Annotated in this window: 14 protein-coding genes; 5 read left to right on the top strand and 9 right to left on the bottom strand. The window is 48.6% G+C overall.

The annotated features are described in order from the left end of the window. Window positions 1–43: 43 nt before the first annotated feature. The gene (locus KNO76_RS07975; RefSeq protein WP_214884474.1) at window positions 44–793 is read left to right on the top strand and encodes a FixH family protein; all 750 of its coding nucleotides are present in this window, start codon (window positions 44–46) and stop codon (window positions 791–793) included. A 30-nt stretch (window positions 794–823) separates the two neighbouring features. On the opposite strand, the gene KNO76_RS07970 is transcribed toward KNO76_RS07975, so the two are convergent. From KNO76_RS07970 to KNO76_RS07950, 5 genes are all read right to left on the bottom strand, one after another. After that, window positions 824–2449 (bottom strand): ABC-F family ATP-binding cassette domain-containing protein, encoded by a 1626-nt coding sequence (locus tag KNO76_RS07970; protein WP_214703617.1) that lies wholly within the window; start codon window positions 2447–2449, stop codon window positions 824–826. 134 nt (window positions 2450–2583) lie between these two features. Further along, complete coding sequence (locus KNO76_RS07965; RefSeq protein ID WP_483297389.1) at window positions 2584–3033, bottom strand: SACOL1771 family peroxiredoxin; 450 nt, start codon at window positions 3031–3033, stop codon at window positions 2584–2586. 51 nt (window positions 3034–3084) lie between these two features. Continuing rightward, complete coding sequence (gene pepT, locus KNO76_RS07960) at window positions 3085–4323, bottom strand: peptidase T (RefSeq protein ID WP_214884468.1); 1239 nt, start codon at window positions 4321–4323, stop codon at window positions 3085–3087. 102 nt (window positions 4324–4425) lie between these two features. After that, window positions 4426–5100 carry an LrgB family protein gene (locus tag KNO76_RS07955; protein WP_214884465.1) on the bottom strand — a complete coding sequence of 225 codons (675 nt, stop codon included), beginning with the start codon at window positions 5098–5100 and terminating at the stop codon, window positions 4426–4428. After that, on the bottom strand, window positions 5097–5450 hold the full coding sequence (locus KNO76_RS07950; RefSeq protein ID WP_214884462.1) for a CidA/LrgA family protein: 354 nt from the start codon (window positions 5448–5450) through the stop codon (window positions 5097–5099). The genes KNO76_RS07955 and KNO76_RS07950 overlap by 4 nt, the downstream gene beginning before the upstream one ends. 119 nt (window positions 5451–5569) lie before the next feature. On the opposite strand from KNO76_RS07950, the gene KNO76_RS07945 reads away from it, so the two are divergent. Then, entirely contained in the window at window positions 5570–6055 is a 486-nt protein-coding gene (locus tag KNO76_RS07945) for a P-loop nucleotide/nucleoside kinase family protein (RefSeq protein WP_214700888.1), read from the top strand. Window positions 6056–6095: 40 nt separating this feature from the next. On the opposite strand, the gene KNO76_RS07940 is transcribed toward KNO76_RS07945, so the two are convergent. Together KNO76_RS07940 and KNO76_RS07935 are read right to left on the bottom strand one after the other, a co-directional pair. Then, window positions 6096–9236, bottom strand: coding sequence for an efflux RND transporter permease subunit (locus tag KNO76_RS07940; RefSeq protein ID WP_214884459.1), 3141 nt, complete (start codon window positions 9234–9236; stop codon window positions 6096–6098). Window positions 9237–9284: 48 nt separating this feature from the next. Further along, complete coding sequence (locus tag KNO76_RS07935) at window positions 9285–9851, bottom strand: TetR/AcrR family transcriptional regulator (RefSeq protein ID WP_034770712.1); 567 nt, start codon at window positions 9849–9851, stop codon at window positions 9285–9287. Between the two features lie 226 nt (window positions 9852–10077). Between KNO76_RS07935 and KNO76_RS07930 the strand changes: the two genes are divergently transcribed. From KNO76_RS07930 to KNO76_RS07920, 3 genes are all read left to right on the top strand, one after another. Then, window positions 10078–11139, top strand: a complete 1062-nt coding sequence (locus tag KNO76_RS07930) for a Fe(3+) ABC transporter substrate-binding protein (RefSeq protein WP_214790212.1) — start codon at window positions 10078–10080, stop codon at window positions 11137–11139. Window positions 11140–11272: 133 nt separating this feature from the next. Further along, window positions 11273–12910, top strand: a complete 1638-nt coding sequence (locus tag KNO76_RS07925) for an ABC transporter permease (protein ID WP_026824596.1) — start codon at window positions 11273–11275, stop codon at window positions 12908–12910. Next, a complete protein-coding gene (locus tag KNO76_RS07920; RefSeq protein ID WP_214884456.1) occupies window positions 12910–13617 on the top strand; it encodes an ABC transporter ATP-binding protein in 708 nt (235 codons plus the stop codon). Before KNO76_RS07925 ends, KNO76_RS07920 begins: the two co-directional genes overlap by 1 nt. Window positions 13618–13664: 47 nt before the next feature. Here the strand turns inward: KNO76_RS07920 and KNO76_RS07915 are convergent, their stop codons facing one another. Continuing rightward, the gene (locus KNO76_RS07915; RefSeq protein ID WP_214884449.1) at window positions 13665–14564 is read right to left on the bottom strand and encodes a class F sortase; all 900 of its coding nucleotides are present in this window, start codon (window positions 14562–14564) and stop codon (window positions 13665–13667) included. A 19-nt stretch (window positions 14565–14583) separates the two neighbouring features. Further along, on the bottom strand, window positions 14584–15924 hold the full coding sequence (locus KNO76_RS07910) for a globin family protein (RefSeq protein ID WP_214884444.1): 1341 nt from the start codon (window positions 15922–15924) through the stop codon (window positions 14584–14586). Between the last annotated feature and the right edge of the window lie 25 nt (window positions 15925–15949).

Here is a 15949-nt window from a genome sequence, read left to right as displayed (position 1 = left end):
ACAATGTGTGAAAGATGTAAGCGATTTATGAGGAGGATTCATGATGAAAAAAATGGTGACACGGTTTGGGGTCGTGTTTGGGCTTTTCGGGTTGTTTATACTCGGAGCGTGCGGTACGGAGAAAGAAGCAGAAAGCGCGGCTGTTCCACAATCGATGGAACCGGTAGAGGCAGAGTTGACGGTTGCCGCAACAGCGGAAAAAGGAGAAACAGTGCCATTGTCGGTCTATGTCACGCAAGAAGGTCAACCTGTAGACGACGCAGATGAAATCAAGTTTGAAGTATGGAAGAATGATGCGAAAGAAGAGAGCGACATAATTAAGGCGACGCTCACGAAAGATGGCGTTTATGAAGCAGAGGCGACGTTCGTTGAAGAAGCGGTCTACACGATTCAAGTTCATGTGACGGCTCGCTCTATGCATACGATGCCAACGACAAAAGTAACAGTCGGACACCCGGAAACAGCCGCCGAAGAAACAGAGGATAGTGAGCATCATCACCACGCTGGAGCGGACATCACGTTTGACCCAAAAGAGGCGACAGCAGGTGAAGAACAGCCGTTCATGGTGCACGTCATGATTGAAGAGGAGATGCTCGCTGGGGCAGACGTACAACTCGAAATCTTCCAAGACGGGGCAGACAAACATGAGTGGGTGAAGTTAGAGGAAGCAGATGCTGGGATGTATAAAGGTGCACACACCTTTACTGAATCTGGTGCATACAACGTTCAAGTTCATGTTACGAAAGGTCATGATATTCATGAGCACGTGATGGAGACGGTAGACGTTAAATAAAAAATCGGCTCGCGTTGAGCCGATTTTTTATTATGCATTTTGATATAGGGATTCAACTTGTTGTTGAAGCGTTTCATTCTCGAGGAACTCATCGTACGATGCTTCTTTGTCCACGATGCCGTTTGGTGTAACTTCGATGATGCGTGTCGCAATCGTCGAGATGAGCTGATGGTCATGTGAGCTGAAGAGGAGTACGCCTTTGAACGTCTCGAGACCATTGTTGAGAGCTGTGATCGATTCAAGATCCAAGTGGTTCGTCGGATCGTCGAGGACAAGCACGTTCGAGTTCGAGAGCATCATCTTCGAGAGCATGCAGCGTACTTTTTCTCCCCCTGAGAGGACAGACGCCTTCTTCATGACTTCTTCACCTGAGAAGAGCATGCGACCGAGGAATCCACGAAGGAACGTATCTGACTCATCGGCAGGTGAGAATTGACGCAACCAGTCCAAAATACTCTTTTCTGAGCCTTCGAAGTACTCCGAGTTGTCTTTCGGGAAGTATGACTGAGTCGTCGTCACGCCCCATTTGACCGAACCTGTATCTGGCTCCATCTCACCCATAAGAATTTTAAAGAGTGTTGTGATGGCAACGTCCGAACGACCGACGAATGCGACTTTGTCCGTCTTGTTGAGTGAAAACGTGACGTTGTCGAGTACTTTTACGCCATCGATCGTCTTCGATACGTTGTCGACATAGAGAACATCGTTCCCGATCTCGCGCTCCATCGTGAATCCGACGAACGGGTAACGACGTGACGACGGACGAATGTCATCGAGTGTGATCTTATCGAGCAACTTCTTACGTGACGTCGCTTGACGGGCCTTTGAGGCGTTCGAGCTGAAACGCGCGATGAAGTTTTGAAGTTCTTTGATTTTCTCTTCTTTTTTCTTGTTCTGGTCTGAAGCCATACGTGTAGCAAGTTGGCTTGACTCATACCAGAAGTCGTAGTTCCCGACATACAATTGGATTTTTCCAAAGTCGAGGTCTGCCATGTGCGTACAGACTTTGTTCAAGAAGTGACGGTCGTGGGAAACGACGATAACTGTGTTTTCAAAGTTGATCAAGAACTCTTCCAACCATTGAATCGCTTTTAGGTCAAGTCCGTTGGTCGGCTCGTCTAAGAGGAGGATATCTGGCTTACCGAAGAGCGCTTGGGCAAGAAGGACTTTGACTTTCTCCCCACCTGTGAGTTCGCTCATTTGTTTCTGGTGGAGCGCTTCTGTGATGCCGAGACCTTGAAGGACCATCGAGGCTTCTGACTCTGCTTCCCAACCGTTCAACTCAGCGAATTCGCCTTCGAGTTCAGCTGCGCGCATCCCGTCTTCATCTGAGAAATCTTCTTTCATGTAGATGGCGTCTTTTTCTTTCATTACTTTGTAGAGACGCTCGTGACCCATGATGACGGTCTCGAGAACCGCACTGTCCTCATACGCGTAATGGTCCTGTTTGAGGACGGCGAGACGCTCACCCGGTGTGATGCTGACATCACCCGTCGTCGTATCTTGCTCACCTGATAAAATCTTTAAGAATGTCGATTTACCGGCACCGTTCGCACCGATCAATCCGTAACAGTTGCCTGGCGTGAACTTGATGTTCACCTCTTCAAACAACTTGCGGCCGCCAAATTGTAGGCTGACGTTATTTACTGTAATCATGTATGGTATCCCTCGTTTTTCTGATTAGTTTACGACGTGTATTGTATCACGTTTTTAAAAATCGCGCAGTGTCGCATAAAAACTATAATGATGACATAGGCAAAGTCACAGAAAAAGCCATCATCATGACGGCTTTAGTCGACTCGTATAACAGTCGTATCGAGTTCAAACGCCATATTTCCTGCGAGCGCGCGTGAAATCATACATTGATCTTTCGCTTTTTTCGCAATGCGCTCGACTAGTGTGATCTCTCGGTCAGTCATATCTACAGGTACTTGAATCGTTGTCGCATAGCGAATCGTCTCATAGGTGAAGATGCCGTTCGTCACATCGACGATCCCTTCCGCATCAATCGTGATGCCACGGTGAGTCAAGTCACTTCGTCCGAGTACGGCTGCGAGTGTGATGATATAACACGTGGCCGCGGCCCCGAGTAACATCTCATCCGGATTCGTACCGACTCCAGGACCGTCCATTTCGGGTGGAATCGAAATCTGTGTCTTTAATCGCTCGGCCTCGAGGGTACCGACGTCATTTCGTCCGCCATCCCAGCCGAGGTTCATGCTAAATGTATGTTTCATCAAAATCGCCTCCAATGTCTCTAGTGTAAAAGAGAACGATTGGAGGCGCATTTGTTATGCTTGTGCACGCTTCGCGAATGTGCGAAGTGTTTCGATGATGACCGTTGTTGCTTTTTCCATGTTGTTCACAGAGATGTATTCGAACTTCCCGTGATAGTTTTCGCCACCCGTGAAAATGTTCGGTGTCGGAAGACCCATGTAAGAAAGTTGCGATCCGTCTGTCCCGCCACGAATCGGTTCAATCTTCGGTTCGATGTCAAGGCCGCGCATGACGTCAGCGACGGTATCGACGATGTGTTTCACCGGTTCGATTTTCTCGGCCATGTTGTAATACTGATCTTCCATCTTGATTTCAATCCGCTCTTCCCCGTATTTTTGTTTCCATTCGAGGACAAGTTTCTCCATCAATGCTTTACGCGCTTCGAACTTCTGTTTGTCGTGATCGCGGATAATGTATTGAAGTGTCGTCTTCTCCACATCCCCATTGAAGCCGTTCAAATGGAAGAATCCTTCGTAGTTGCTCGTACGCTCTGGTGCCTCATCAGCCGGTAAACGGTTTTGGAACGCCATCGCGAGCTTCATCGAGTTGACCATCTTATTTTTCGCGCTACCTGGGTGCACGTTCGTCCCGTGGAAGGTGACGGTCGCACCGGATGCGTTAAAGCTCTCATACTGCAACTCTCCGAGCGGTCCCCCGTCCATCGTGTAAGCGAAGTCCGCATTAAAACGGGCGACATCGAATTTATGTGGTCCACGCCCGATTTCTTCATCTGGTGTGAAGGCAATGCGAACCGTCCCGTGTGGAATCTCAGGATGAGCCAATAAGTATTCGACAGCTGTGACGATTTCAGCGATCCCTGCCTTATCATCCGCACCGAGGAGTGTCGTGCCGTCGGTTGTCATGAGCGTATGCCCGACATACCCGTCAAGTTCCGGGAAGTCTTTTGGTGATAAGACGACATTAAGCGACTCGTTTAAGACAATGTCGCCACCTTCATAATGCTCGACGAGTTGAGGTGAGACGTTCGTTCCTGTGAAGTCGGTCGCTGTGTCCACGTGAGCGAGGAATCCGATTGTCGGGACGTCATAATCGACGTTACTTGGAAGTGTGGCGAATAGATAGCCGTATTCATCCGTCTCGACATCTGTCAGTCCGAGTTCTTTTAATTCTTTCTCCAAATGACGAATCAAATCCCATTGTTTGGCCGTCGATGGTGTTGTTGTACTCGTGAAGTCAGACTGTGTATCGATCTTTGCATAAGTCATTAAGCGTTCAATTAATTTTGCTTGCATGGATTGCCCTCCTCTAAAAAGTTTCATCTTCATTAGTTTATCACGCGCGCTCGAAGTCGAAACAAAAAAGTCACGCCCATCGATGAAATGGGTGTGACCTGTTCAAAAGAGAAACGGATATAAAATGGGCAAGATAAACGATGTGAAGATGGCCGTCAATCCCATCGCGGCACCACCTGTAGCGCCAGACAGCGGATGTTCAGTTGCCGCCTGAGCGGTCCCGATTCCGTGACTGATGGTACCGAGCGCAATGCCACGCGTGAACGGGTCGTCCATATGAATCCATGTCAACAACACTGGTCCGAGCATCGCACCTAAAATACCGCAGGCGACAGCAATCGAGGCTGCAAGTGTCGCATCCCCTTCTAACTGTCGAGCCAATTCAAGGGCAATCGGGGAGGTGGCCGACTTGACCGATAGCGCAATCAACACGTTTTCGGTAAACGAAAACAATTTCCCGAAGAGCACAGCGACAAAAATTGTAGAGAGAGACCCGATGACGATCGCACTCAAGGCTCGCTTTGCCCGGGCGAGTAGTACGGGTAAGTTACGATAGAGCGGCAATCCGAGAGCGACCGTCGCTGGCCCGAGTAGGATTGTGATGATATCGGTAGCCGGTTTATACGTATCATAGGACTGTCCTGTCACGAGTAACAGGAGAATCAAAATCGCTGTACTTAAGAAGACGACATTGGTGAATGGGGATGCCCATTTTTTAGAGAGTTGACGACTAAGCGTATATACGAGAATCGTCAATCCGATCCAGACGTATGTCATGACGTCTCACCTTCTTTCCCGGAAACGAGCGCCGTCACAATCATTCCGACCGCCATGCTAATGAGTAACGTGATGAGGAGTGGGATGCCGGCAGCTTTTAACAACGTACCATATGCCATGAGACCGACGGCAATCGGGATGAAGAAGAAGGCGAGATGCTTCGTCAAATATCCGGCACTGTCTTCAATCCATTCCACGCGGATGACTTTCGTTACTAAGAGGACGAGCAAGAGCACCATACCGATGACGCTGCCTGGTACTTTCCAAGAGAATGTTTCGACAATCCAGTTGCCGAGTGTACTCAACCCGAACAAGAGCGTGAGTCCAATCACCCATTTTAATAATTTCATTTACATGACTTCCTTTCGCATCAATCAAAACGTATGAATCTTCTCAAATTCAACGGGATAGGTCAAGAGAAGGGTATAATACGTTTATTCTACTCGATGAAGAGGAGGAAGATAGAGCGATGGAAGAGAAGGGAACACTTTATTTCTTATGTGGAAAAATGGGGGCTGGAAAATCAACGAAGGCCAAACAACTGGCTACTGAAAAACAAGCCGTTCTTTTGTCCGAAGATGAATGGTTATCTACCCTATATCCTAATCAAATTCATACGTTTGAGGACTACAGAAAACATGCTACTCTGCTGAAGCCACTTCTTGAATCTCATGTGAAACAATTGTTAAAACTAGGGATGAATGTCGTGATGGATTTTCCGGCAAATACGAAGTCGTCTCGAGCCTGGTTTCTAAAACTTGCACAGGACGTGGGAGCGGATCACTGCTTGGTTTATCTAAACCGAAGTGACGAACAATGTCTTCGACAGATTCATAAACGTCGCATCATGGAACCGGAACGAGCGGCATTTGATACGGAAGAAGTCTTTCATCATGTGACGTCATTCTTTGAAGTTCCGGATTGTGCGGAACAGCTATATATCATTGAAATATAAAACATGCGCAGCGGTTTATTCCGCTGCGCATGTTTTAGGCTTACGCTTGTTTTTTCTTACGGAATCGTGCGAAGAACTCATAGACGATCGGTACGATGAGCAACGTGAGAAGCGTCGAACTTGTAAGTCCGCCGATCACGGTGACCCCGAGACCTTTCGAGATGAGTGCGCCACCCTCGAGACCGAGTGCGAGCGGTGCGAGTGCACCGATGGTCGCAAGTGCGGTCATCAAGATTGGGCGAAGGCGTGTGCCTGCTGCCTCAAGTAACGCTTCACGTGTTGATAAACCAGCTTCTTCTTTATGAATGACGCGGTCAATCAAGACGATGGCGTTCGTGACGACAATCCCGATCAACATGAGTGCCCCGATCAAGGCAGAAACCGAAATCGTTTCACCTGTGATGAGGAGGGCGACAAGTCCCCCGATAATCGCATACGGAAGTGAGAACAACACGACAAATGGCGTGAGAGCTCCACCGAATGTGATGACGAGGACCAAGTAGACGATGGCGATCGCGGCAAGCATCGCAAGACCGAGCTGTGTGAACGATTCTTGGATCTGTTCCGTTACCCCACCGACATCGTACGTTACGCCAGATGGGAGTTCAATGTCTGATACGCGTTCTTCAATCGCAGCAGACGCTTCTGTCGCTTTATCTGTGCTGAGTTCAACACTTACTTGGGCGAGCAGTTTTCCGTCGCGCTCGACGAGTGTGTCCGGTGTCGTGCCTTCTTCGATTTCAATAAAGTCTGAGATCGGGCGTGGACCGAACGGTGTCGTGATTTCTTGTGCTTGTAAGTCATCGACACTGTCATACGTCACTTGCTCGTTCGGGATGATGACGTCTAATTGTTTGTCATCTACCGTCACGCTCGCAAGTGGGCTTTCGGGTGCCTGGAATTGGCTGATGACTTGTGCGATTTGACCTGCCGATACACCGGCTTCTGCTGCAGCCTGTTGATCGACGTTGAACGTATATTGTACATATGACTCACGTAAGTCAGATGTCGCTTGACGGACATAGTCTGTTTCTTCTTCAATCGTTTCGATGAACGTCGGCACGATGGCTTCTAAATCTTCAAGTGAGTTGGCATACACGTTATACGTGACGCCACTCGTCGCACCGCCACCAGAGAAGTCTTGTTCTTTCCACTCCCCACTTGAGGCGAGTTCATTTAACTTCTCGATGTCTGCCAGTTTCACATCAGCAAAATCTTCTGTGTCCGGATCGTATTGAACGATGAAAATCCCTTGTTTGTTGTTCCCAGGGTTCAGTGGGTTCTCTCCACCGACCGTGAACTGAACGTCCGTTGCGTTCGGTTGTTCTTCCATGAAGTATTCTTCTGCCACTTCTGCCGCAGCAATCGAGTCTTCAAGCGTTTGACCCGGTTCTGGGTCGAACGTGACGAACAACGTCTTCTCCGAATCCTGATTCAAGAAGTTGACTCCAATCGCCGGAACAAGAGCGAAGCTTCCGATAAGAAGAGCAGTCGCGAGTCCGAAGACGACGAGTTTATGGTTCAGTGACCAGTTCAAGACGCCGCGATACCATTCCGCGAGCTTACCTGGACCTTCTTCTGGCTTCAACTTGTCACGGTTTTTAAAGAACGAGTCGGCCATCATCGGAACGACCGTAATCGCCACGAGCAACGAAGCGAGAAGGGCAAATACGACAGTCAATGCGAACGGCAAGAACAATTCACCGACAAATCCTGTGACAAATCCGAGCGGTAAGAATACCGCGATTGTAACGATTGTCGACGAGGCGATCGGGATGAATACTTCTTTTGTCGCCGCGATGATCAATTCTTTACCGCGAAGTGGTTCGTTCGACCGTGTGAGTCGACGGTAAATGTTCTCGATGACGACGATGGAGTCATCGACGACGCGTCCAATCGCAACGGTCATCGCACCGAGTGTCATGATATTCAACGTGATGTCCAATTGTTTCAACACGATGAGTGCCATGAGAAGTGACAATGGGATCGAGATGACAGCGATAATCGTCGATCGGAAGTTACGCAAGAACACTAAGATAATCAAGATGGCGAATAAACCACCGAGCAATGCTTTTGATAACATCGTTTCGACCGATTCTTCAATTGGTTGTCCTTGGTCGAGTGTGATGGATACGTTCGCTGTATCATACTCTGCCTCGAAGTCATTCAATACTTCTTTGACGGCGTTGACGACATCAACCGTGTTCGCATCTTGTGTTTTCGTCACTTGTACGCCGATTGAACGTTCACCGTTCGAGCGAGAAATCGATTCTTCGATTCCTTTGTCTTCGATCGTTGCAAGCTCACTCAACGCAACGGTCGGAACCGCAGTCGGGACGTTCGGTGGTAATGCCGATGGCGTTTCCGTCGGGACGTCTGGCGTTTGACCAGGTGGCAATTCCGTCGGAGCAGACGGTGTCGCCGGTGTAGACTGGGCTGGTGAGTACGGGATTTGAAGGTCGCGGAACGCTTCGAGAGTCTCTGATTTTCCGTCGATGACGACCGCTTGCTCTGTGTCGCCTAATTCATATAACCCGAGGACGATACGGGCATCGTTCGCTTGAATCAATTGTTTGACCGTATCTTCCGTCAAATTGTATTCAGCGAGCGCTTCCTGGTCGAATTGGAGTTCGACGCGGCGAATCTCTTGTCCGGCAATTTGGACGGTTTGTGCGCCTTCTACCCCTTCAAGGGCAGGTTGCACTTCTTCTTCAACGAGCTTTGTCAATTCGGCCAAATCAAGGCTTTCATCCGAGATGGCAGCTCCGACTACTGGGAAAGCGTCGAAACTGAGACGCGACACTTGAGGCTCTTGTGTCGACTCGGGCAACTCGACGTTACTTAACGCGTCTTTCACTTGCTGTTCGGCTTCATCCATGTCTGTACTGAAGTCATAGTCGATTTGAATGTTTGATGCGTTTTGGAACGATGAAGAACGAACTTGCTCAACGCCATTTAGACTTTGAAGGCGCTCTTCGAGGACGCTACTGACTTCTTCAAGCACTTGCTCAGGTGAAGCACCAGGATAGATGGTTGTGACTGAGACGGTCGGTGTCGTAATGTCCGGTAATGTCTCAAGCTTCATCGTCAAACCGGCGAAAAGACCGGCGGCCGTCAAAATGATTGTCATCAACCAGACGGCGAACTTGTTGTTGACGGAGAAGGACGTGATTTTCTGCATGTGTTTTAATCTCCTCTAATGTTGTTTTTATGAATGGTTGTGTTGTTTTTATGAATGGTTGTCGATTTTATGTGCCCGATCAATCAAGCGTTCGATGATTGCTTGTTTGAGTTCGGTAGGGGGAACACCGACACCGAAGTGTTCGGACATCATCATGCCTTCGAGTGCATAACGAATGATCATCGTTTCCACTGGGTCGGCCGTTTGTTGGAACTGTGCGAAGAACGTATCTAAATCATGTTTCCAACGATCCGCATACTCTTGGTCGACAGCGAACAACGTAAGAAATGCAATCATTTTCTCGACGTCGATTTGAATGGTTGCTCGCTCAGGATGTAACTTCGTCTCGTCAAACAGACGAACGAATGCTTCGACTGGTCCGTGACCTTCTTGTTGCAACGAAACATATAACTCGTTTTGTTCTTGTTGTAATCGTTCAACCATCGCAGTCATCAATGCTTCCTTTGAAGGGTAGTGATAAAGGAGGCCACCTTTTGAAATCCCTGCAGTTTTGGCGACCTCGTCCAACGTGAGTTGGTGAACTCCATGATTCATAATGATGTCCGTTGCCGCATCCAATAGCTTTTGTTTTGTGATGTTCGATCGGTTTGTCATACATTCACCTCTTTCTGTACCGACCAGACGGTTTGTTTGGTCTTACTATATCGTCCGCAATCTTTTGAAGTCAAGAAATGATACCTTCAAAACTGTCATAAAGCGCACATTCAAACGGATAGCGATTGCAGAAAATCCTTGACGTGAGAATGATTATCAGTAATGATAGTTATTGAGAGTAATTATCATTACCAGAGAGAAATAACCGAATGTGGGGGAATGACAGATGAACAAAAAATATGCAGCTTTAGGAATTTCAGCAGCGTTAACGACATCACTCCTTGCCGCTTGTGCAAGCACAGATGAGACAACTTCAAATGAAGGCTCAGACGATTCGAACGTCGTCAATGTTTACTCGAGTCGCCACTACGATGTCGATCAACAATTATACAAGCAGTTTGAAGAAGAAACAGGCATCAAAGTCAACGTGGTGGAAGGAAAGAGTGACGAACTCCTCGAGCGTTTGAACACTGAAGGTGAGAGTACTGAGGCGGACCTCTTCATTACGGCAGATGCTGGGAACTTGTATCAGGCAAAAGAAGCGGGGCACCTCCAAGCGGTCGATAGCGATGAGCTTGAGTCAAACATCCCTGCGAAATATCGTGACACGGACAACGAATGGTTCGGTTTGACGAAACGTGCGCGTGTCATCGTGTATTCAAAAGATCGCGTGAAGCCAGAAGAGTTGTCGACGTATGAAGCGTTGACGGAAGAACAATGGAACGGCAAAGTACTCGTCCGTCCGTCTGAAAACATGTACAACATCTCACTCCTCGCATCATTCATCGAAGTAAACGGCGTCGATGAGGCGAAAGAGTGGGCGAAAGGCTTAGTGAACAACATGGCACGTGATCCACAAGGGAATGACCGTGACCAAGCGAAAGCCGTTGTCGCCGGTGAAGGGGACGTCGCCATCATGAATACGTATTACATGGGACTCATGTTGAACTCTGAAGACGAAGAAGAGAAGAAAGTCGCTGAAGAGCTCGGTGTCTTCTTCCCGAATCAGGATACAACAGGCACACACGTGAACATTTCTGGAATCGCGATGACAAAAGCATCGAAGAACACAGAAAATGCTCAAAAATTGATGGAGTTCATGTCAGAACCGTCAGCTCAAGAGAAGTTTGCGAGTGTAAACTACGAATACCCAGTCAACGAGTCGGTTGAGCCGAACGAGCTTCTTCAATCATGGGGCGAGTTCAAGGAACAAGACATCAACCTCTCAGTACTTGGTGAAAACCAACAAGAAGCAATTCGCATCTTTAACGAAGTAGGTTGGAAGTAAGATGACTTCGGCTTGAACGAGAGTTCAGGCCGGAGATTTTTGCGTTTCTCACACCCTAGGCGCTACACGGGAAGCATGGAAACTGATATGATGGGACAGGAATTGATAGTTTACAGAACGGGAGCGGTACGACATGAACTGGCACGCAGTAAAACGACAACTGAATGGATGGGCGATTCTCAGCTTTCTTGCGATTTTATTGATCGTCCTACCGGGAATTGTCGTGCTCGTCGAATTGTTTGCGCCGGTCAATGACAATTGGCAGCACATCCAAGAGTACTTGCTTCCCCGTTACGTACGAAACACGCTATTCATCATGTTAGCCACAGGTGTACTGACGACCGTGATCGGGACGAGCCTCGCTTGGTTCGTGACCGTCTATGATTTCCCGTTCCGTCGTTTCTTTAAATGGGCACTCATCTTGCCGCTCGCGATTCCGCCTTATATCGGGGCGTACACGTATCATGGCATTTTAAATTACACCGGAGTGATTCAAACGACGTTACGAAATGAATTTGGTATCACCGTCGATCAATCGTACTTCAATATCATGTCGATTCAAGGGACAGTGTTCATCTTCACCTTGTTCCTCTATCCATATATTTATACAATCACTCGTGCGTTCCTCCATAACCAGTCGTCCTCGATGATTGAGAACGCACGGATTCTCGGTCGCGGGTCGTGGGACATTTTCTTCACCGTCGTCATACCGATTTCTCGAGTCGCCATCATCGGTGGTGTCAGTCTCGTTTTGATGGAAGTGCTGAACGACTATGGGGTCGTGAAATATTTTGGGATTCAGACGTTCAGTACGGCCATTTTTAGCACATGGTTCGGGATGAAAGACACGTCGTCCGCATTGAAGCTAGCAGGTACCCTTATGATTCTCGTCATCGCCATCTTGACGATGGAGCGGCTCGTACGAGGACGGAAACAGTTCAGTTACGCTTCGACAAAAGTGAAACCGCTCAAACCGAGGCCGCTTCAAGGCTGGCATCGCTATGCGGTATTCGCTTATGTCTCGATCGTCTTTGCGATTGCATTCGTCATCCCGTTCACGCAGCTGACGGCATGGACGTTCCTGACGTTCGATACGGTCTTTACGGAAGAATTTTGGCAACTCGTTTGGAATACGGTACGGGTCGCCTTTACCGCGACCGTGATTATCCTACTGTTCGCACTCATCATTGCGAACTATACGCGACTATTCCCGTCGAACATGACACGCGTCATTTCAAAAGTGACGACGCTTGGGTATTCGATTCCGGGAGCAGCGATCGCCATCGCGGTCATCACGCTCTTCTTATGGCTCGATGACAAAGTGCTTAATCTGGCACGTGCGCTCGACTTGAGTCAGACGTTCGTATTCCGAACGACGCTCATCATGCTCATCTTTGCTTACGTCATCCGCTTCCTCGCGATCGGTTACAACTCGATTGAGAGCGGATTCGAGAAGGTCGGGAAGTCGTTCACGGAAGCGTCCCGCATGTTGGGATGGAATACCGTCCAAACGTTCTTCCGCGTCGATATTCCGATGATCAAAGGTGCCATCATGAGCGCGTTCATCCTCGTCTTTATTGATATTATGAAAGAGTTGCCGCTGACGCTCTTTTTACAACCATTTAACTTTTCGACGCTTGCGACACAGGCGTTCAAATACGTGAGTGATGAGAAGATTCACGAAGCGGCACTCGCTTCCATCGTCATCGTCCTCATGAGTGGACTGTTGATATTCGTTTCCCACAAGGTGCTTGATAAGGAGGCCGACTAATGTTCGTTCAAATCAACGATTTATATTTTAGCTATAAAGGTGCAAATGAAGAAACCATCAAAGGGTTTTCGATTTCAATCACAAAAGGTGAAATCGTCTCGCTTCTTGGGGACAGCGGTTCTGGGAAAAGTACGATTCTCCGTTTGATCGCGGGACTCGAGATGCCGAACCAGGGCGTCGTCGTCGTGAACGACTGTGTCTGTTGCGACGATTGTCAGTTCATGCCGCCAGAAGATCGTGGCGTCGGGATGGTCTTCCAAGACTACGCACTCTTTCCGCACATGACCGTTGAAAAGAACATTCGGTTCGGTCTTCATAAACTGAACCGCAAGGAACGGAATGCGCGTGTCGAAGAGATGCTCGAACTCGTCAACTTGACGGAATTTCGCCACCGCTACCCTTATGAGCTCAGTGGGGGACAACAGCAGCGTGTCGCGCTCGCGCGTGCGCTCGCACCGAAGCCAGCGCTCTTGATTCTAGACGAACCGTTCAGTAACTTGGATACGTCACTTCAGCACCGGATTCGCGACGATTTGCGTCGCCTGTTGAAGCAGACGGGCACGACGACGATTTTCGTGACACATGATGAGGAAGATGCCGAAGCGCTTGCTGACCGCATCGTCTACCTCGGAGAAGGCAAAATTAAAAAGCAGGTCATGACGGAGAACAACAAGACGTTCAACCCGCAAATTCCTTGCTTCGTATAATTGAGAAGACCCCTTATTCACATTGAAGTGAGTAAGGGGTCTTCTTGTCATTTTGTCATCTGAGACGGTTTTGACTCATTTCCAAGCTTGTCAATCGCAGTCACGTAGTAGGATGCGTTGTTCTCACTTGTGACCTCGATACTTTTTCGTGCATGGGATGGGATACTTTCGATATGAGTCGCTTTTCCGTCGATGACTTCATAGATCCGATATCCAATCACGCTCTCTTGACGAACGGCGTGCCATGTCAATAAGTTACCTTTCAGCTCGATTGCCGTCGGTGTCTCGAGATCGACAGTTTCGTTCAGTTCGGTATCCACCAGCTCTGTATAGACGACGAATCGTTCATCGTAGCCCCCGTCCCCGAACGTCCCCGAACAGGTAATCAAATTTAAGTTCCGATTTGATGTGGCACCGAAAATCTCTTCAATTGGCGCGGTTTTCGTATCATAGCGTTCTGTTTTCGTGACGCGGAATCGTAAGGTGTTTCCCGCCTCATCTTGAATCAGAACGTCATCGCCTTTTGTCAGTTGGTCGAGTTGATAAAAGATAGCCGGGCCGGTCTTACTATCCACGTGACCAGCAATCACGGCATTTCCTTTGCTACCTGGTGTGACACCGGGTTCGAACCACCCGACCTGGTTCTCATCTTCTGGTACGCCCATCTGTCCATTGTCCAGGACACCGACTTGTTCGATTGCCGTGTCGACATCGATTTTAGGGATCTGGATTTGAACAGGGGTGACGGCCTTGGCGTTTTCTTCTTCCTCGGCTAAACGTAGCTTTTTCACCTCTTCCTGTAGAAGTGAGAATTCAGCCGTTAAATCCGGGCTCTCCTCTATTTGTTTTTCTTCTACAGGTGGTGACGACGATTCTTGGGCGCTCGTCCACGTCCAGAAGCTAAAACAAAAGAGAGAGAGCGCCAGAAACAAAAGGCGCTTGTTCATGGGACTCCCTCCTTATTGATTATTGTTCAGACACTTTACGTTTGCGAAGCGTTACGAAGGCGAGTAAGATTCCGCCAAGTACAGCTAATCCAGCGTAGAGGCTGTTCATTGATTGTTCTTGTGCACCACCGAGACCTGTTTCAGGCATCTCTTCAGGCATCATTGTTTCTTCGAACTTGTCAGGCATTTGTGTCACGATCGCGTTACCGAGTGTTTCACCAACACCGAACATGAATGCATATCCTTCACGGAATGACATCCAAGCAGCTTCTGCATCGCCAGCGACATATTGATCGAACGTGTCGAGTACGAGCGCTTCGTGCTGTTTGATCGCTTCTTCACCGGCAGCTTGTGGTAAGTTACCTTCTGTTGCAGCATCGAGGAATGTGCTGAAGTTGACAGCGAATTGGTCGAGTTTCATACGTGCATCTTCAATCTTCGCTTCGTCACCTTCAAGTGTAGCAGCGACGATGTCACCTTGTGCTGTGATGTGATCTGAGTTCCATACTTTTTCGAACTGTGCAGCACCTTCGTCACCATATACAGAAGCGATGGCTGCTTTGAAGTCGAGTGTGTTTTGGTCTTCTGCCCATGTTACGTAGTCATAGTCCTCTGCTTGATCGTACCCTTTTTGCATACCGATTGCTGCGAGGGCGAAGTGCTCACCTGCGAGACTGTTCAATGTTGAGCGGAGTTCAACAGCTGGTGTGTCGGCTCCAGTCGTGAATTTGTCAGGCATTTGTGTGACGATTGCGCCTGAGAGGGCTTTACTGATGTTGAACATGTGCTTGTAGCCTTCACGGAACGTCATGTAAGCTTCTTCGTAATCTCCTTCGACGTAGTTATCGAATACCGAGAGGACTTGGTCTTCGTGAAGTTCAAGCGCGTCAGCTGCTGCTTCCTTCGGTAAGTTCCCTTCCGTCGCTGCGTCGAGGAATGTTGAGAATTCTTCTACGAACTCATCAACTTCAGCTTCAGCTTCCATGCGTAACTCTTTGTTTTCTGATTTTGCAGCTTCGACGAAGTCGGCTGAGTAGTCATTGTGACCACGGAAGATTTCTTCAAATTTCATGCCACCTTCTTCTCCATAGATAGAAGAAATGGCTGGTGTCATATCGAGTGCGTTTTGATCGAGTGCTTGATCTGCGACCGCGGCATCTGCTGCCTCGTCATAACCTTTCATCATCGATGTGACGGCTAATACATAGTGCTCAGATAAGAGTTGGTCGAGTGTCGCGCGAAGGTCACCTGCTGGTGTGCTCGCTGTTGGCATGTGGTCCGCTGCTTGTGCGTTCACTGGTACGAGTAGTCCTAAGGCAAGTGCCGGGGCTACGATTTTGTTTAACGTCTTCTTCTTCATGGGTAATCGCTCCTTTTCGTAAGTG

The sequence above is a fragment of the Exiguobacterium sp. s101 genome (assembly GCF_018617835.1).
Lineage (GTDB): Bacteria > Bacillota > Bacilli > Exiguobacteriales > Exiguobacteriaceae > Exiguobacterium > Exiguobacterium marinum.
This window is presented reverse-complemented; position numbering and strand designations above follow the sequence as displayed.